The sequence below is a fragment of the Salinibacterium sp. NG22 genome (assembly GCF_015864925.1).
In the GTDB taxonomy this organism is placed as follows: domain Bacteria; phylum Actinomycetota; class Actinomycetes; order Actinomycetales; family Microbacteriaceae; genus Rhodoglobus.
On record NZ_JADYWG010000001.1, the window covers coordinates 506,819 to 523,852 of the forward strand.

At 59.6% G+C, this 17,034-nt stretch carries 18 protein-coding genes; 4 read left to right on the plus strand and 14 right to left on the minus strand.

Features of this window, described 5'->3' with window-relative positions; translation table 11 throughout:
* Positions 1-48: 48 nt before the first annotated feature.
* The 9 genes from leuA to hrcA all read right to left on the minus strand — a co-directional run bounded on the left by leuA (position 49) and on the right by hrcA (position 8,985).
* Positions 49-1,827 carry a 2-isopropylmalate synthase gene (leuA, locus tag I6E81_RS02460; RefSeq protein WP_197105827.1) on the minus strand — a complete coding sequence of 593 codons (1,779 nt, stop codon included), beginning with the start codon at positions 1,825-1,827 and terminating at the stop codon, positions 49-51.
* Positions 1,828-2,017: 190 nt separating this feature from the next.
* Positions 2,018-2,917, minus strand: coding sequence for a GTPase Era (gene era, locus I6E81_RS02465; protein WP_197105828.1), 900 nt, complete (start codon positions 2,915-2,917; stop codon positions 2,018-2,020).
* Complete coding sequence (locus I6E81_RS02470; RefSeq protein ID WP_197105829.1) at positions 2,914-4,224, minus strand: hemolysin family protein; 1,311 nt, start codon at positions 4,222-4,224, stop codon at positions 2,914-2,916. The genes era and I6E81_RS02470 overlap by 4 nt, the downstream gene beginning before the upstream one ends.
* A 6-nt stretch (positions 4,225-4,230) precedes the next feature.
* The gene (gene ybeY / locus I6E81_RS02475) at positions 4,231-4,692 is read right to left on the minus strand and encodes an rRNA maturation RNase YbeY (protein ID WP_197105830.1); all 462 of its coding nucleotides are present in this window, start codon (positions 4,690-4,692) and stop codon (positions 4,231-4,233) included.
* Position 4,693: 1 nt separating this feature from the next.
* The gene (locus I6E81_RS02480) at positions 4,694-5,668 is read right to left on the minus strand and encodes a PhoH family protein (protein ID WP_231599948.1); all 975 of its coding nucleotides are present in this window, start codon (positions 5,666-5,668) and stop codon (positions 4,694-4,696) included.
* 61 nt (positions 5,669-5,729) lie between these two features.
* Entirely contained in the window at positions 5,730-6,083 is a 354-nt protein-coding gene (locus I6E81_RS02485) for a histidine triad nucleotide-binding protein (RefSeq protein WP_197105832.1), read from the minus strand.
* Between the two features lie 17 nt (positions 6,084-6,100).
* Positions 6,101-6,832 carry a 16S rRNA (uracil(1498)-N(3))-methyltransferase gene (locus I6E81_RS02490; RefSeq protein WP_197105833.1) on the minus strand — a complete coding sequence of 244 codons (732 nt, stop codon included), beginning with the start codon at positions 6,830-6,832 and terminating at the stop codon, positions 6,101-6,103.
* Positions 6,833-6,838: 6 nt separating this feature from the next.
* Positions 6,839-7,939: a molecular chaperone DnaJ gene (gene dnaJ / locus I6E81_RS02495; RefSeq protein WP_197105834.1), complete on the minus strand. Its 1,101-nt coding sequence runs from the start codon at positions 7,937-7,939 to the stop codon at positions 6,839-6,841.
* Positions 7,940-7,962: 23 nt separating this feature from the next.
* Positions 7,963-8,985 carry a heat-inducible transcriptional repressor HrcA gene (gene hrcA / locus I6E81_RS02500; RefSeq protein WP_197105835.1) on the minus strand — a complete coding sequence of 341 codons (1,023 nt, stop codon included), beginning with the start codon at positions 8,983-8,985 and terminating at the stop codon, positions 7,963-7,965.
* Between the two features lie 211 nt (positions 8,986-9,196).
* Here hrcA and I6E81_RS02505 point away from each other — a divergent pair, with 211 nt between their 5' ends.
* Both I6E81_RS02505 and I6E81_RS02510 read left to right on the plus strand, forming a co-directional pair.
* The gene (locus tag I6E81_RS02505) at positions 9,197-9,565 is read left to right on the plus strand and encodes a DUF4870 domain-containing protein (RefSeq protein ID WP_197105836.1); all 369 of its coding nucleotides are present in this window, start codon (positions 9,197-9,199) and stop codon (positions 9,563-9,565) included.
* Between the two features lie 125 nt (positions 9,566-9,690).
* Positions 9,691-10,065, plus strand: coding sequence for a DUF4870 domain-containing protein (locus I6E81_RS02510; RefSeq protein ID WP_231599681.1), 375 nt, complete (start codon positions 9,691-9,693; stop codon positions 10,063-10,065).
* Between the two features lie 43 nt (positions 10,066-10,108).
* On the opposite strand, the gene hemW is transcribed toward I6E81_RS02510, so the two are convergent.
* On the minus strand, positions 10,109-11,359 hold the full coding sequence (hemW, locus tag I6E81_RS02515; RefSeq protein ID WP_197105837.1) for a radical SAM family heme chaperone HemW: 1,251 nt from the start codon (positions 11,357-11,359) through the stop codon (positions 10,109-10,111).
* 104 nt (positions 11,360-11,463) lie between these two features.
* Here hemW and I6E81_RS02520 point away from each other — a divergent pair, with 104 nt between their 5' ends.
* A complete protein-coding gene (locus I6E81_RS02520) occupies positions 11,464-12,135 on the plus strand; it encodes an HAD family hydrolase (protein ID WP_231599946.1) in 672 nt (223 codons plus the stop codon).
* Positions 12,136-12,182: 47 nt separating this feature from the next.
* Here I6E81_RS02520 and I6E81_RS02525 read toward each other — a convergent pair whose 3' ends face one another.
* The 3 genes from I6E81_RS02525 to I6E81_RS02535 form a co-directional block, all read right to left on the minus strand.
* The gene (locus I6E81_RS02525) at positions 12,183-12,821 is read right to left on the minus strand and encodes a DUF1990 family protein (protein ID WP_197105839.1); all 639 of its coding nucleotides are present in this window, start codon (positions 12,819-12,821) and stop codon (positions 12,183-12,185) included.
* A 4-nt stretch (positions 12,822-12,825) separates the two neighbouring features.
* A complete protein-coding gene (gene lepA / locus I6E81_RS02530; RefSeq protein ID WP_197105840.1) occupies positions 12,826-14,694 on the minus strand; it encodes a translation elongation factor 4 in 1,869 nt (622 codons plus the stop codon).
* A 100-nt stretch (positions 14,695-14,794) separates the two neighbouring features.
* Positions 14,795-15,235 (minus strand): DUF4190 domain-containing protein, encoded by a 441-nt coding sequence (locus I6E81_RS02535; RefSeq protein WP_197105841.1) that lies wholly within the window; start codon positions 15,233-15,235, stop codon positions 14,795-14,797.
* A 368-nt stretch (positions 15,236-15,603) separates the two neighbouring features.
* On the opposite strand from I6E81_RS02535, the gene rpsT reads away from it, so the two are divergent.
* The gene (gene rpsT / locus I6E81_RS02540) at positions 15,604-15,864 is read left to right on the plus strand and encodes a 30S ribosomal protein S20 (RefSeq protein ID WP_197105842.1); all 261 of its coding nucleotides are present in this window, start codon (positions 15,604-15,606) and stop codon (positions 15,862-15,864) included.
* A gap of 129 nt (positions 15,865-15,993) precedes the next feature.
* On the opposite strand, the gene holA is transcribed toward rpsT, so the two are convergent.
* Positions 15,994-17,022, minus strand: coding sequence for a DNA polymerase III subunit delta (gene holA, locus I6E81_RS02545; RefSeq protein WP_197105843.1), 1,029 nt, complete (start codon positions 17,020-17,022; stop codon positions 15,994-15,996).
* Positions 17,023-17,034: the final 12 nt, after the last annotated feature.

The window sequence follows — 17,034 nt, forward strand, 5'->3', positions numbered from 1 at the left end:
ACGAATGCCCGGCAGCGCTGAGCTGCCGGGCATTCGTAAAGCGCAGACCTAGCCTGCGACCAATTCTGATTCGGGAGCGTTCTGGGTCGCACGCACCCAACGGTTTACCGCTGAGACGATTGCCTTGAGCGACGCCCGCGAGATATCCCCGTCGATGCCGACGCCCCAGAGACGCTGGCCGTTGATGTCGAGCTCAACGTAGGCAGCAGCCTGCGCATTGCTTCCGGCACTCATGGTGTGCTCGACGTAGTCGTAGAGCTTCACTTCAATGCCTCGGCCCTGAGCGGACAGCATGCCCAAGAATGCATCAATCGGGCCGTTTCCGACGTGACTAGCATCGATCTCAGAGTCGTCGACGCGCAGGCGAGCCTCAAGGCTCACTTCGCCATCGTTGGCACTCGTCGCGCGAGTAGCGAGCAGTTCGTACCGCCCCCACTTCTGGTCCGCGTGATCTGCGGATGCCGGCAGGTATTCGTCCTGGAACGAGGTCCAGATTTGTTCGCTCGATACCTCGCCACCCTCGGAGTCGGTCTTCGACTGAACGACACCGCTGAATTCGATCTGCAGTTTGCGCGGCAGGTCGAGATTGTGGTCGGTCTTGAGCAAGTAAGCGACGCCGCCCTTGCCTGACTGCGAATTCACGCGCACGACGGCTTCGTAACCGCGGCCAACATCTTTGGGGTCAATCGGCAGGTAAGGAACAGCCCAGACCAGCTCGTTGACGTGCTTGCCTTCGCGTTCGGCCTGAGCCGCCATCGACTCGAAGCCCTTCTTGATGGCGTCTTGGTGCGATCCGCTGAAGGCCGTGTAGACGAGGTCGCCAGCCCACGGGCTGCGCTCGTGCACCTTCAACTGGTTGCAGTGCTCAGCGGTGCGGCGAATCTCGTCGAGGTCACTGAAGTCGATCTGCGGGTCGATGCCCTGCGTGAAGAGGTTGAGGCCCAGAGCGACGAGGTCAACGTTTCCGGTGCGCTCCCCGTTTCCGAACAGGCAACCCTCGATGCGGTCAGCACCGGCCATGTAGCCGAGCTCTGCCGCAGCGATTCCGGTTCCGCGGTCGTTGTGCGGGTGCAGCGAGATGATGACGCTCTCACGGTGATTCACGTTGCGCGACATCCACTCAATGGAGTCGGCGTAGACGTTGGGGGTAGCCATTTCGACGGTGGCGGGCAGGTTCAGGATGACCTTGCGCTCCGGTGTGGGCTGGAATACTTCGAGCACCTGGTTGCAGATATCAACCGCGAACTCGAGCTCGGTGCCGGTGTAGCTCTCGGGCGAGTACTCGTAGTAGACGTCGGTCTCGGGAACCATTGCCTCGGATGCCTTACAGATGCGAGCGCCGTTGAGGGCGATGTCAATGATGCCCTGCTTGTCTTTGCGGAACACAACATCACGTTGCAGCACGCTCGTGGAGTTGTAGAGGTGAACGATCGCCTGCTTAGCGCCCTTGATCGATTCGTAGGTGCGCACAATCAGTTCTTCGCGAGCCTGCGTCAGCACCTGAATGGTGACGTCATCCGGGATCGCGTTGGTCTCAATAAGCGAGCGAACGAAGTCGAAGTCGGTCTGGCTAGCCGAGGGGAACCCGACCTCAATCTCTTTGTAGCCCATCTTGACGAGCAGATCGAACATGATGCGCTTGCGTTCGGGGCTCATCGGGTCGATCAGAGCTTGGTTACCATCGCGCAGATCAACGGCACACCAGCGGGGTGCCTCGGTGATGCGCTTGGACGGCCATGTGCGGTCCGGCAGATCAACGGGGATGATCTCGTGATACGGACGGTACTTGTGGATCGGCATCGATGATGCGGACTGATTGTTCTTCATGGTGTGCTCCTGCTGTTCTCAAAGCCTCGTGGGCCACTCGTTACGGATCTGGTCAGCCAATGACAAACACCGCGACGAGGGAGGCCTTATTAGGACTCGTCGCGGCAGCTAAGGAGGAGCAGACCGAACAACACATTTTCAGACTAGCACTGCCCACGCCGCTACGAGTGATTGGTTACAGAACCGCGACTTAGAAGCCGAGGCGCCCCAGCTGCTTCGAGTCACGCTGCCACTCTTTGGCAACCTTGACTCGCAGCGAGAGGAAGATCTGCTTGCCGACGAGCTTCTCGATCTCCGCACGAGCGCGTGCCCCGACATCCTGAAGGCGCTCGCCACCCTTGCCGATAATGATGCCCTTTTGGCTATCGCGCTCGACGAAAATGTTGGCGAAGACTTCGAGAAGGTCTTTGTCGTCGCGCTCGATCATGTCGTCAATAGTGACGGCAATCGAGTGCGGCAGTTCATCCATAACGCCCTCGAGGGCGGCTTCACGAATGAGCTCAGCAACGCGCGACTCCGTCGACTCGTCGGTGACAGCGTCATCCGGATAGAGAGCGTTGGAAACCGGCATGAGCTTGACGAGCTCGGTGGAGAGGATGTCGAGCTGGATGCTGTCGAACGACGAGATCGGGATGATCTCGTCCCAGTCGCGCAGCTCCGCTACGGCCTTCAATTGCTCGGCAACACCGGGGCGCGACGACGCATCGATCTTCGTGACAATCGCGACCTTCTTAGCCCGAGGGAAGGAATCCAACTGTTCGTTGATGTAGCGGTCGCCTGGACCGATCTTTTCGTTGGCCGGAATGCACAGGCCAATAACGTCAACTTCGCCGAGAGTGTCTTGCACGATTGAGTTGAGTCGCTCGCCGAGCAGCGTGCGCGGACGGTGCATACCGGGGGTGTCCACAATGATGAGCTGGCCGTCTTCGCGATGCACGATCCCGCGGATGGCGCGGCGGGTGGTCTGCGGCTTCGATGACGTAATTGCCACCTTCTCCCCCACGAGCGCGTTCGTCAATGTGGACTTTCCTACGTTGGGTCGACCAACAAAGGTCACGAATCCTGCTCTGAATTCACTGGCGTCGGTCACTGTGATTCACCGTTCTCTCGTTCATTCGAGCGTGGGTCTTGCTGATTTTCAAGCCAAGGGTCTCGCGACACCAGCACTGTGCTGATGCGTTTGCGACGCCCCTCGGTACGTTCGGCGGTGAGCACGAGCCCGGAGTAGTGCGCAACAGCACCGCTCTCCGGCAGTCGCCCCAGCGTTTTCATGATGAGTCCACCAACCGAGTCAACTTCGTCATCGTCGAGTTCGAGCCCAAACAGGTCACCCAGCTCGTCGATCGGCAGTCGCGCGCTCACACGGAACGCGCCGTCAGCCAACTCTTCGAATTCGGCAACTTCACGGTCGTACTCGTCAGAGATGTCCCCAACAAGTTCTTCGATGAGGTCTTCCAACGAGACTAGTCCCGCGATCCCGCCGTACTCGTCGACCACCATCGCTAGGTGGTTCGATTCGAGCTGCATTTGCCGCAACAAACTGTCGGCACGTTGCGACTCGGGCACGAAGAGTGCCGGTCGTGCGAGTTCTTGAGTCGTCAGTTTGTCGGCTTCTGCCGGCTGTTCGTAGACGACACGGGCAACGTCGCGCAGGTAGAGCACGCCCATCACCTGATCGATGTCTTCGCCGATCACTGGCACTCGCGATACGCCACGGCTCAGGAAGAGCCCCATGGCAGCACTGGCCGTGACCTCGGCCTCGACCGTCACCATGTCGGTGCGCGGAATCATGACCTCACGCACCACGGTGCTGTTGAACTCAAAGATCGAGTGGATGAGGTCGCGATCATCCTGATCAAGAACTTCGTGTTCGGCGGCTTCATCCACCATGCTGAGCAGTTGTTCTTCACTCGAGAAGGTTGCTGTGCGGGGACGACCAGGCGTCACTCGATTGCCGAGCGCTACCAGCGCATCCGCAATCGGACCAAGGATGACGCGGATGCTGCGCACCAACGTCGCCGAGATCTGCAGCACCTTGCGAGAGTGCGCGCGTCCCACACTGCGGGGGCTGGAACCGACGAGCACAAACGATGCCCCGGTCATGATGAGCGCGCTGAGAAGCAGTACGAGCCACCACTGCTCGAACGCAGACGCGAAGACGAGGGTGACCAATACTGCCGCCGTGGTTTCCACAACAATGCGCATGAAATTGAGCGCGTTGATGTGAGCACCAGTGTCAACCGAGATCGCCATGATGGATTTTTGGGCGCGACTGCGCCCCGCAAGCTCGACGAGATCGCTGCGGCTCATCACCGTAAGCGCCGAGTCTGCGGCCGCGAGCAAACCACCAAGCGACACCAGCAGGATCGCCACGGTGATAAAAATGCCGATCAGCATGACCGGCTACTTATTTCGGTCTGCAAGGGCAAACCCCGACAGAATCTCGCGCTGAAGGCCAAACATTTCTTTCTCTTCTTCCGGTTCTGCGTGGTCGAAGCCCAGCAGGTGAAGTAAACCGTGAGTCGTCAGCAAGAGCATTTCGTCGAGCGGCGAATGACCAGCGGTCTCGGCCTGCGAAATCGCAACCTGAGGGCAGACGACGATATCGCCGAGCAACCCCGCGGGTGTTTGGCGGTCTTCTGTGCCGGGGCGCAGTTCGTCCATGGGGAAGCTCAAGACGTCGGTGGGACCTGGTTCATCCATCCACTGCACGTGAAGCTGCTCCATGGCGGCTTCGTCGACGAAGACTATGCCGAGCTCGGCATCCGGGTGCACGTGAAGCTGGTCGAGCGCAAAGGTGCACAGGCGTTGGAAGGCGTGCTCGTCGACGTCGACGCCCGACTCGTTGTTGATCTCAATCGACACGCTAGCGTCCCTCGTGGTTGCGGCTGCGCTTCGGCGACCGATTTTTGCGGTTGTATTCGTCACGCTGCTTCTCAGCGTCATAGGTTGTGTAGGCATCCACGATTTGCCCGACGAGGCTATGACGCACAACGTCAGCGCTCGTCAATTCAGCAAAATGGATGTCGTCAATGTCGCGAAGCACGTTCGAGACGAGCTTGAGTCCGCTTGCCCCCTCGGGCAAGTCGACCTGCGTGATGTCGCCGGTGATCACCATCTGGGAATCGAAACCGAGACGCGTGAGGAACATCTTCATCTGTTCCGGCGTAGTGTTTTGGGCCTCGTCGAGCACAACGAATGAGTTGTTGAGCGTGCGACCGCGCATGTAGGCGAGCGGGGCAACCTCAACAGTGCCCGCTGCGAGCAACTTAGGCACAAGTTCGGGATCCATCATGTCGTTGAGCGCGTCGTAGAGCGGACGCAGATACGGGTCGATCTTGTCGGTCAAAGAACCGGGCAAGAATCCCAAACGCTCCCCCGCCTCAATGGCAGGTCGACTCAGGATGATGCGGTCAACCTCTTTGCGTTGCAACGCCTGCACGGCCTTGGCCATCGCCAAGTACGTCTTTCCGGTGCCGGCCGGGCCGATTCCGAACACGATCGTATTGTTGTCCATCGCGTCGACGTACTGCGACTGACCAAGCGTCTTCGGGCGAATCGCCTTTCCGCGTGCCGTGAGGATTGTTTGGCCAAGGAGCGTTTTCGGGCTGCCCTGATTCTGACGCAGGATGCTCGCCGAAGAGTCGACCTCAATCTCGCCCAAGTCGTGTCCTCCGCGCACCATAGTGACCAGTTCATCCACGAGTTCTTGAGCGGATTCCACCGATGCTGGTGGACCGCTCAGAGTGATTTCGTTGCCGCGGACGTGCATTTCAACGTCGGAGAACTTGCTCTCCACCACTCGCAAGAGTCGATCTTGCGGACCGAGTAGTCGCACCATGGCGACACCGTCTACTTCAATCGAGACGCTTGTGCGGTCTGTGGAACGTTCGGACTCAGAGTCACGAGTGACCAAGGGTGCCTTCCTCGAGGTTTCCGCCGAGCACATGAGCGTGCACGTGGAAAACGGTTTGACCAGCGTTTTCGCCGGTGTTGAAAATCAGTCTGTACTGTCCGCCTGCGTAATCGTCGGCAAGCTTCTGCGCCACCGCGACAATGTCGGCCAAAAGTGCCGGGTTGCCAGCAGCAAGTTCTGTCACGTTGGCGAACTCTTCGGTCTTCGGCACAATGAGCAGGTGCACGGGCGCCTGCGGGGCGATGTCACGAAAAGCGATCACCGAATCTGACTCGAAGACAATATCGGCGGGAATTTCGCGAGCAATGATCTTCGTAAAGATCGAGGGAGAATCAGACATGTCTCTAGCCTAAACCTCTAGCTCCAACGGCCAAGCTTGACGTTCAAAGCCGCCAATGCTGCCGGGCCCGCAGTTGAGGTGCGCAACACTTCACTACCGAGTCGAATCGTGGATGCACCGGCCGCCGTAAGGAGCGCAAGCTCGTGATCCGCGACACCACCCTCCGGCCCCACCACCAGAACGATGTCACGGTCGTCGACGTCGAGGTCCGCAAGCGTTTCTGTCGCAGTAGGTTCGAGCACGAGCATCCGCGTCGTTGACGCAAACGCTGCCAACTGCTTTGTCGTCACAAGATCGAGCACGTCAGGAAGCCACGTGCGCAACGACTGCTTGCTCGCCTCGCGCACAATTGCTGCCCAGCGGTCGCGCCCCTTGGCGACCTTGGGGCCTTGCCAGCGCGAAATACTGCGTGCTGCCGACCAGGGAATAACACCGTCGACACCCAGCTCAGTGGCCACTTGCACGGCGAGCTCATCACGGTCGGCCTTGGCAAGAGCCTGCGCGAGGAATACTGCGGGGGTACGCCGAGGCGACTGCTGCACTTCGGCAACCTCAATCGTGAGCTGCGTATGTTCTGCCGTGACAACCGGACCGGAGACCACGAGACCCGCACCGTTGCTGATGGCAATGACTTCGCCAACCTTCAACCGCGAGACGGTGACCGCATGGCGCGCCTCAGCATTGCCGAGCGAAACGGTATCGCCGACACTCGTGTCACCGAGCTCCTCATCGATATAGAGGTGAGCCACGGCGACCTACAGGAACCGGTCGCGGAGCTTTGCAAACAAGCCCTGCTGGAACTCAGCAAAGTGCGGTTGCTTGCTCTTACGCACAGCAGCCAGCTGCTTGAACAAGGTCTGCTCCGCACCGCTGAGCTTGGTGGGCGTAACCACCTGGATGCCCAATCGCAAGTCACCACGACCGCCACCGCGAAGGGCGGTGATTCCACGATCCTTGACCGTGAGCACCTCGCCACTCTGCGTTCCCGGCTTGATGCCCACCTCAACTTCACCGTCAAGCCCATCAAGCATGACCGTGGTGCCCATGATCGCGTCGATCATCTGCACTTCAACGGTCGCAAGCAGGTCATCGTCTGAACGGCTGAAAATGTCGTGGTGGCGAACCTTGATCTCCAAGAACAGGTCACCGTGCGGGCCACCAGCGGGGCCAACTTCACCTTGACCGGGCATCTGCAAGCGCAGACCGGTCTCGACGCCGGCAGGAATATCCACCGAGATCGTGCGCTGAGCTCGGACACGGCCCTGGCCTGCACACGTAGCGCAGGGATTCACGATGATATTTCCATAGCCGCGGCACGTACCACAGGGGCTTGACGTCATGACATTGCCAAGAAGACTGCGCACCTGGCGCTGAATCTGGCCGCTGCCTTGACAGATGTCGCAGCGAATCGGCGAGGTTCCGGGAGCCGTGCAGCTGCCCTCGCAGGTCTCGCAGAGTTCAGCAGTGTTGACCTCGATATCGCGCGTGACGCCGAACATCGTGTCCTTGAGGCTGATCTCAATGCGCAGCAGAGCATCCTGGCCACGCTCACGACGCGAACGAGGACCGGCGGTCTGGCCGCCACCGCCGCCACCAAAGAACGTTTCGAAAATGTCGCCGAAACCGAAGTTGGCTCCGCCGAAACCTCCGCCGCTGCCGCCCATGTCGTACTGCTGGCGCTGCTGCGGATCACTCAATACGTCGTACGCATGCGTCACCGACTTAAAGCGCTCCGACGCATCTGCGCTCGGATTCACGTCAGGGTGCAGCTCGCGAGCAAGCTTGCGGTATGCCTTCTTGATTTCTTCTGGCGTCGCTTCGCGCGCAACGCCGAGGGCTTCGTAGTGATCTGCCAAAGTTCCGATTGCTCCTTACGAGCTCAGTTTTCTTCCAAAAGTCGTGACAGGTACCGCGCTACCGCGCGAACCGCTGCCATGTTGTTCGAATAATCCATCCGCGTTGGGCCAAGTACGCCCAACCGCGAAACACCGCCGCCGAAAGAGGAATACCCTCCCGTGACGACCGATGTCTCTTCTAATCCAAATTCTGCGTTCTCTCGCCCGATGCGAGTAGATACTGATCCATTTGCTACTTCCATCTCCCCAAAGAGGCGCAACAACGTTACTTGCTCTTCTATTGCCTCAAGCACAGGAAAAATGCTGCCCGTAAAGTCTTGCTCGGTTCGCGCAAGGTTTGCTGTGCCCGCCAAAACGAGCTTGTCGGCCCGGTTCGCCAACACTTGCTCCACCAAACTCGACGTCACTTGGGCGACGAACGGGCGGCGTTCTACGGGGAAAACTTCGGCAAAGCTCGCCAGCCGCTCAGCGGCAGCCGGCAAGGACTGGCCGTTAAGCGCCGAGTTAAGTTTCGCCCTCAATTCGCCCAAGAACACATCGTCAAGGGCCTCAGCCAGATCGATCATTCGCTGTTCTACCCGACCGGAGTCAGTGATGAACACCGTCATGATCCGAGTCGCCGTAAGCGGAACAAGCTCCACGTGGCGCACCCTGGCTGTTGCGAGCGACGGATACTGCACGAGAGCGACACTGTTGGTCAGCTGAGACAGCAACCGGACGGACCGCGCAAGCACGTCATCCAGATCGTCGGCTTGGCCAAGGAACGACTCAATTGCCTGGCGCTGCGCACTCGTAAGGGGTCGCAAGTCGGCCAATTGGTCGACAAACATTCGATAACCCTTGTCAGTGGGCACACGCCCCGACGAGGTGTGTGGCGCCGTAATGAGTTCTTCGTCCTCGAGCAAAACCATGTCGTTGCGAATCGTCGCTGCTGACACCCCAAAGGAATGCCGTTCCACGATCGATTTGGAACCGACAGGCTCGCGCGTAGCAACGTAGTCCTGCACGATGACTCGAAGCACGTCAAGTCCGCGGGCGGAAACCATGCCACCACCCACCTTTCCTGATTGGCACTCAATCCGTTCGACTGCCAATCTTACTCGACACTCCGCGACACACCCGTTGCACCGCGCGTGCCATACCGCTAGCGTGTCTTTGTACTTGAGCGCTACCTTTCTGTGGAAATGCTCAGGTGTGACACCGAGCACTTTGATGAAACCCGGGAAGTTCCCTCGTTCACCTGAAAGGCACGAACACATGACTGACGCAAATCCGCAGCCCGCAGCACCGCAGCCGGCCGCACAATTGACCGCAACCGAAGACAACCAGTGGGCATCGTTCGCTCACTTGGGCGGAATCATCGGCTTCCTTCCCTCACTGATCATCTGGTTGGTCTTCAAAGACCGCGGTGCTTTCACCAACGTTGAAGCCAAAGAAGCGCTGAACTTCCAGATCACCATCGCGATCGCCTACATTATCTCGAACATTTTGGTAGCCGTTTTCATCGGCGCTATCTTGCTCCCGATCGTCTTCGTCGTGTCGGTAATCTTCTCGATCATCGGCTTCACCAAAGCGAAGGACGGCGCAAACTACCGTTACCCCTTCGCACTTCGCCTCATCAAGTAGGGTCTTCTTCGCAGTAATGGCCCTCATCGGCTAGACCGATCGGGTTTCGCCCCGAGAGCTTCGGCTCTCGGGGCTTTCCTATTTCCCAATGCACGCTTTGAGCCAATGCAGGGTTTAATGGAGTCATGTCAGATTCCACACCACCACCCACCTCGCCGTACGCGCCGATCCAACCAATGAGTCCGAGCGACGAGAAGCTCTGGTCGACGCTGATTCACGTCGGCGGAATCTTCTTCAGCTTCATTCCCGCTCTTATCGGGTACCTCGTACTCAAGGACCGCGGACCGTTCGTGCGGGCCCACACCCGCACCGCACTGAACTTCCAGATCACGATGGCGATCGCTTACGCGATCGGTGTCGTCCTCACCACGATTTTCATCGGCCTCTTCTTGATCATCGGTGTCGGCATCGTAATCATCATTTTCAGCATCATCGCCGCCGTCGCTGCTAACAAGGGCGAGGCCTACAAGTACCCGCTGACCATCGAGTTCATCAAGTAACTCGACGGTGGCGCTCTAACACAGTGTCACTCACCGTGTCGCTCTAAACAGGGGCGTCTGCTAGCAATCGTCGTACCACGGCATCCGCAAGCAGGCGCCCCTTAAGCGTGAGGTTGATAGTGCCACCGATAGCGGCTCTGGCCTCCACCAACTCATCCGCGATAAGACCGGCAACCGCCGTGCGGCCTTCTGCATCGAGCGACGCCGTGGTCAGACCGTTGCGAACGCGAGCACGCAAAAGCACATGCTCAAGATACTTACTGGAATCTGCGAGCGTCTCTCGACCCGCCCCCGGTGAGTGACCGGCTGCGATTCGATCGGCATAGGCTGCCGGATGCTTCACATTCCACCATCGCACCCCGCCCACGTGGCTGTGTGCACCCGGGCCAACACCCCACCAGTCGTTGCCCAACCAATAGCCGAGATTGTGGCGGCTCACGTGACTGATCGCCGGGTTCGCATCACGCTTGGCCCAGTTGCTGACCTCGTACCAGTCGTAACCGGCCGCGGCGAGCTTCGCGTCTGCCAGCTCATACATGTCGGCCTGCAGGTCGTCATCAACGGGGGCGACATCACCACGCTTGATCTGGGCGGCTAGCTTCGTGCCCGTTTCGATAATGAGCGCATACGCCGAGATGTGGTCCGGGTTTTGGGCGATCGCGTGATCGAGCGAACGCTCCCAGTCAGCCAGCGACTCCCCCGGCGTGCCATAAATGAGGTCGACACTCACGTCGAGCTCAACGTCGCGCGCCCACTTCACGACGTGAGGAACTTTTTCAGGATCATGAGTGCGCTCGAGAGTAGCAAGCACATGCGGCACCGCGGACTGCATGCCGAAGGATACCCGCGTGAAGCCGGCCTCTTTCAAAGCGAGAAGGTAGTCGCGGTCGACAGAGTCAGGGTTAGCTTCGGTGGTGACTTCGACGTCATCCGTGAAGCCCCAGGTGTCCCGGGCCGCAGCGAGCATCCGCGTGAGATCAGTAACGGGCAAGAGCGTTGGCGTGCCACCCCCAAAGAAAACGGTTGATGCTTTGCGGGGCGCAACGCCCGCATCCGACAGCACCGTGGATGCCTGCCTGATCTCAGCAATCGCCTCGGTGGCATAGTCCGAGCGCTTCGCTCCCCGCAGCTCCTCGCCCGTATAGGTGTTGAAGTCGCAATACCCGCAACGAACCCGGCAGAACGGCACGTGAATGTACACACTCCAGTCGCGGTTCGCAGAGTCAACAGCGACACTCTCGGGCAGCGCCCCGTCTAGAGGGGCAGGATCAGCAATCGGCAACGCACCTGGCACGAACTAATCCCCTTAACACACGGTGAAGAAAGCGTGCCAACACTATGACATGCGGGCACACGTCAATTGTCGCACCTCGGACATGGGAGCATGGATGAGTGACTATGCACATCCTGTGGGACATCGACGGAACGCTCATCCATAACTCGACCGACGGAGCTGCCGTCTACCTCGATGCATTCACCAGAGTCACCGGTGCTGCGCCCGCGAAGCTCATCACAAACCCCCACGGCAAGACCGAGGGACAGATCCTCACCGATCTGCTCGTGCTCAACGGATATGCCGCCACTCTGCTCGATGATGTGCTCACCGAGCTCGATGTGCGCACGCAGGCGTTGCACGACAATGGCTACGTGCGTTCCGCTGTTGCCGGAGGGCCGCAGGCACTTCGGGCCGCCGCCGACCATCGCTGGGCAAACGCGCTCCTTACCGGCAATGGCCATCAGCATTCCCGCGTCAAGCTTCTTGCTGCAGGCTATGCCGCAGAAGACTTCAATTGGGAGACCTCGTTCTTCGGCGATCGCTCCCCCGACCGCCATCACCTCACCGCGCTCGTCGCCACCGTGCTCGGAGACCAACCCAGCGTGATCGTTGGTGACACCCCGAATGATGGCCTCGCCGCGGATTCTGCGAACATCCCCTTCATCGCGGTTGCTACCGGCGCCTACAGCGTCGCCGACCTCCGCGAAACCAGTGCACTCGTCGTTGTCGAAAACCTTGAGAACGGCCTCGACGATGTGCTCGAGGCAATCGACCGGCTAGCGACGCGCGGCTAATAGCACGCGCTGTGCGAGAGGGCATACTTGCCCGCTAGCGTTGCGAGCTACGCCGCAGGCTCTATCGGCGCAGCGCCATCCTGCTCACCCGGCAGCTTCGCGGGAATTGCTCCAGCGAGGGCGCGCAAGTAGCGGCTCACCACGAGGTACTGAAAGATTCGCAACGCAGGTGAGAGCAACATCCATTTGAAGGATGCCGGCCGCGAGAACGAACGCACCGTCATCCACACCGAGTTGTCGTCGCGACGTTCGATCATGAACGACTCTTCACCACGCAGAGGATGCCCCTCAAGGGTTCCATAGGCAAAGCCAGCAACCGTGGGGTCATCAACGACATACACAACGCGCACCGGCTCGTGCGCTGTGTACCGCCCACGGCCTACCGAGAGAACAATGGTGTCGCCGGGACGAACGAAAGGGTGATCCGCGCTATCAGCGGAGAGATCGCGAAGTTCGCCATGTGGATCGCGGGGCAACAACGTGACACCAAACCCGCTGCGACGCTTTACGCCCCAGGTAAGGATCTGTTCGCGAGCAAAAGCCCAGCGCTGCTCACCATGCCCGATGCGAGCACTTCGCTGCACACGACGGAAACCAGCAGGAGGCAGCACCGTGAAAGTGCTGCCGCGCGTGGCACCTACCGCTCCGTACGTGACGGGCGCATTGGGGTAGGTGCGGGCATCCATAGGTCTACTTCTTCTCTTTCCCGGCTTCGACTTCACCGGAAAGCGCAGCAATAAAGGCAGACTGCGGAACTTCGACACGACCGACCATCTTCATGCGCTTCTTGCCCTCCTTCTGCTTCTCAAGGAGTTTACGCTTACGGCTAATGTCACCGCCGTAGCACTTGGCGAGAACGTCTTTGCGCATCGCGCGGATCGACTCACGGGCGATGATGCGTGCACCAATCGCGGCCTGAATTGGCACCTCGAATTGCTGGCGCGGAATCAAATTCTTCAAACGCTCAGTCATCAGCACGCCGTAGGCATACGCCTTATCGCGGTGCACGATCGCGCTAAACGCGTCAACCGCTTCGCCCTGAAGAAGAATGTCTACCTTCACCAGGTCAGCTTCCTGGTCGCCGCTGGGCTCATAGTCGAGGCTCGCATAGCCCTGAGTGCGGCTCTTGAGGTGATCGAAGAAGTCGAACACGATCTCGCCAAGCGGCATCGTGTAGTGCAGCTCAACGCGATCGGTGCCGACGTATTCCATGCCCTGCATGGTGCCTCGACGCGACTGGCAGAGTTCCATGACCGTTCCGACGAAGTCTTTCGGCGTCAGAATGGATGCCTTCACCATCGGCTCAGAAACGCTCGCGATCTTGCCGCCAGGGAACTCGCTCGGGTTCGTGACAGTCGTGAACTTCTTGTCGTCGCCCATTACTTCGTAAATTACGGATGGAGCCGTAGCGATCATGTCGAGATTGAACTCACGCTCAAGACGCTCGCGCACAATCTCCAAGTGCAGCAGGCCGAGGAACCCACAACGGAAACCAAAGCCCAACGCCACAGACGTTTCGGGTTCGTAAACCAGCGCAGCATCCGAGAGCTTGAGCTTGTCGAGAGCCTCACGCAGCACCGGGTAATCGGAACCATCGATCGGGTACAGACCCGAGAAAACCATCGGCTTCGGCTCGGAGTAACCCTTAAGCGGCTGCGTCGACGGCTTGGCAAAGTTCGTGACCGTGTCGCCGACCTTACTCAGGCGAACATCCTTCACACCGGTAATGAGATAACCGACCTCACCAACGCCGAGCCCCTTCGTCGGGGTCGGTTCGGGCGAGCTCACCCCGATCTCGAGCAACTCATGGGCCGACTTCGTCGACATCATCATGACTTTCTCACGCGGTGACATCTTGCCGTCGATCATGCGGACGTACGTGATGACGCCGCGGTACGCGTCGTACACCGAGTCGAAAATCATCGCGCGGGCAGGAGCCGATGGGTCACCGACCGGGGCCGGGATGAGGCGCGTTGCCTCGTCGAGAAGCTCCGGAACACCCATGCCGGTCTTGCCCGAGACGCGAAGAACGGTCGAGGGGTCACAACCGATGAGGCCTGCGATTTCTTCGGCATACTTGTCGGGATCAGCCGCCGGAAGGTCGATCTTGTTGAGCACGGGGATGATCGTGAGGTCGTTCTCCATCGCCAAGTAGAGGTTGGCGAGAGTCTGAGCTTCGATGCCCTGGGCCGCATCCACCAAAAGAATTGCGCCCTCACAGGCCGCCAACGAACGCGAGACCTCGTAGGTGAAGTCAACGTGGCCGGGAGTGTCAATCATGTTGAGCGCGTAGGACTGCTCCTTACCGTTTTCATCGGTAAGGGACCAGGGCATGCGCACAGCCTGGCTCTTGATGGTGATGCCGCGCTCACGCTCAATATCCATGCGGTCGAGGTACTGCGCCCGCATATCGCGGTCGCTAACAACCCCCGTGACCGACAGCATGCGGTCAGCGAGGGTGGACTTGCCGTGATCGATATGCGCGATGATGCAAAAGTTGCGGATAAACGCAGGATCGGTCGAAGCAGGCTCAAGTGTGTAAGAGGCGCGAGGAGACATCCGCCCAATTCTCCCATGAAGCCGACGATCCTGCGCGCACCCACCGCTGCGACAGGCCAAAGCCCGCGCCGTTACCGGTGCGGGCTGGACTGCGATTCGCCTAAAGTGCGGCGCCGAGAAGGATAAAGGGCAAGGAAATCAGGGCGCCGGCAATAACAATAAAGACCCAGCCGAACGTTGCTACACACGCCAAGACAATGCCCCAGATAGAGAAACCGCGCCCGGTTGGTTCATCTCGCAGGCCGAAAACGCCCAGAATCACGGCAGCCAAAGGCACCACGATGGTCTGCGCAAAAAAGACCGACGCAATACCGAGGCTGAGAGCGAGGATGCTCATCGTGCGAGCACTCGACTTCCCCACGGGAGTGGATGCTGCCGGCTGCGGTGACGTCGACGGAAGCTGTGATTCGGTTGCAGGATCGGCCGACGCATCGCTCGCCCCATCAGGGCCAGCCGCCAGCTCGGCACGCGCATCAAAGGTGGGAGCCTCCGCTGCTGCGGATTCGGGAACTACGACAGTGGAAGAAGCGTTTGAAGTCATACCTCCACGATAGAAAAACTGAACCGGACCGGGTAGCGGGGTAACCCCCGAAAAACAGGGAGGGACGACCGGATGCTCGGCAGCCGAGGCTCCGGACAGACTGGCAGTGCTGCGGTGCACTTCGGGGACTCAGGCGTGGCACAGAACGTGAGGCGCTCATGGTCAGTAGTCTGTAACAAGCCGACAAGCACACCGCGCAGGTTTGCTCTGCAATTGCCATAGCTCCACCGCGCTGGTAATGTTGCCTGTTGGCTTATGCATAAGGTTCTTCGTCGAACAGTATGCGCATCGCGGCCGGGAATCAGAACGTCGATTCTCTTCCACGGCCGCCCACCATCTCTGATCCACAAACAAGAAAGCACATACACGTGGCAAATATTAAGTCGCAGATCAAGCGCATTGGTACCAACAAGAAGGCACAAGACCGCAACCGCCAGGTCAAGAGCCAAGTCAAGACCGCTATTCGCGCAACGCGCGCAGCGATCAAGGCCGGCGACAAAGACGCCGCTCTCGCGAACCTGAAGCTCGCTTCCAAGTCACTCGACAAGGCAGCCGGCAAGGGCGTCGTACACAAGAACCAGGCAGCCAACCGCAAGTCGGCAATGGCCAAGCAGGTTGCAGCACTCTAAAGACCTCTGATCGGCAGTACGCCGAACACACGAAAGCCCCTCATCGTTCGCGGTGAGGGGCTTTCGTGGTTAAGCGCGACGTTGAAATGCTGCGATGACGCGGTGTCGCGGCGTCGCGGCTCCGTCGGTCTAGTGGATGCCGCGCGCGGCCACCACAGAGATCATGCGTTCCAGCGCAAAGACAGGGTCGCGCCCCAAACCTTTCACCTGAGCATCCGTATCGGCAATTGCCTCAATGGCGGAGCCCAGCCCCGCATCGCTCCAGCCCCGCAGATCTTTCATCGCCCGATCGGCTTGCCAGGGGGCCATTCCGAACATCTTGGCGGCCTGGCCGGAAGACATTGATCCTCCGGAAAGTTTGGCCATGGTGCGCAGTTTCGAAGCAAACGCGGCAACGATGGGTACCGGGTCGGCGCCTGAAGCTAGCGCGTGACGCAGAAGCACGAGAGCTTCTCCAGAACGCCCGGCGATCGCGGAATCGGCGACCTTGAACGCGCTCGTTTCAACTCGCCCCGAGTAATAGCGGGCGACTGTTGCTTCGTTGATTTCATCGGCGTCGTCGGCGAGTAGCTGCTGACAGGCTGCGGCGAGCTCCGCGAGGTCAGCTGAAAAGGCGGAGACGAGCGTTCGGAGCGCTCCGGGGGTAACCCGTCGACGCTGTGCTGCGAACTCGGCGGACGCGAAATCGTATTTCTCGGCATCCTTTTTGAGCTCGAGGCACGTGACTTCGATGCCACCGCCTTTGCCCGCCCGGATTGCGTCGAGCAGCTTCTTGCCGCGCACTCCCCCGGCATGACGAAGCACTAGATAGGTGTCGTCGGCCGGCGCTTCGAGGTAGGACAGTGTTTCGGTGATGAAAGCATCTGTGCACTTCTCGACGTTGGTCACCCGAATCATCCGGGGCTCACTGAACAGTGACGGGCTCGCGAGACTGATGAGCTCGCCGGGACCGTAATGGTCTGCCTCTAGGTCGTTGACCTCGAGGCTGGGGTCTTCGACTTTGAGGGTGTCGCGCAGCATGCGGATGGCACGGTCGGCCAAGAAACCTTCGGTGCCGCTAACAAGCACAATGGGAGCTGGGCGCACCTTGTTCCACGCCAATTGCGGGATCGCGACTTTAGACTTTGCCGGCGATCGGGCGGGGGTTCTGGCGGCCACAAGACTCCTCAA

Bases quoted from the DNA above. Each gene is read 5' to 3' on its own strand.
- leuA (WP_197105827.1), bottom strand. From the start codon at position 1,827: ATGAAGAACAATCAGTCCGCATCATCGATGCCGATCCACAAGTACCGT.
- I6E81_RS02470 (WP_197105829.1), bottom strand. From the start codon at position 4,224: ATGCTGATCGGCATTTTTATCACCGTGGCGATCCTGCTGGTGTCGCTT.
- I6E81_RS02480 (WP_231599948.1), bottom strand. From the start codon at position 5,668: ATGGTGCGACTACTCGGTCCGCAAGATCGACTCTTGCGAGTGGTGGAG.
- I6E81_RS02485 (WP_197105832.1), bottom strand. From the start codon at position 6,083: ATGTCTGATTCTCCCTCGATCTTTACGAAGATCATTGCTCGCGAAATT.
- hrcA (WP_197105835.1), bottom strand. From the start codon at position 8,985: ATGGTTTCCGCCCGCGGACTTGACGTGCTTCGAGTCATCGTGCAGGAC.
- I6E81_RS02505 (WP_197105836.1), top strand. From the start codon at position 9,197: ATGACTGACGCAAATCCGCAGCCCGCAGCACCGCAGCCGGCCGCACAA.
- I6E81_RS02510 (WP_231599681.1), top strand. From the start codon at position 9,691: ATGTCAGATTCCACACCACCACCCACCTCGCCGTACGCGCCGATCCAA.
- I6E81_RS02520 (WP_231599946.1), top strand. From the start codon at position 11,464: ATGCACATCCTGTGGGACATCGACGGAACGCTCATCCATAACTCGACC.
- I6E81_RS02525 (WP_197105839.1), bottom strand. From the start codon at position 12,821: ATGGATGCCCGCACCTACCCCAATGCGCCCGTCACGTACGGAGCGGTA.
- lepA (WP_197105840.1), bottom strand. From the start codon at position 14,694: ATGTCTCCTCGCGCCTCTTACACACTTGAGCCTGCTTCGACCGATCCT.
- I6E81_RS02535 (WP_197105841.1), bottom strand. From the start codon at position 15,235: ATGACTTCAAACGCTTCTTCCACTGTCGTAGTTCCCGAATCCGCAGCA.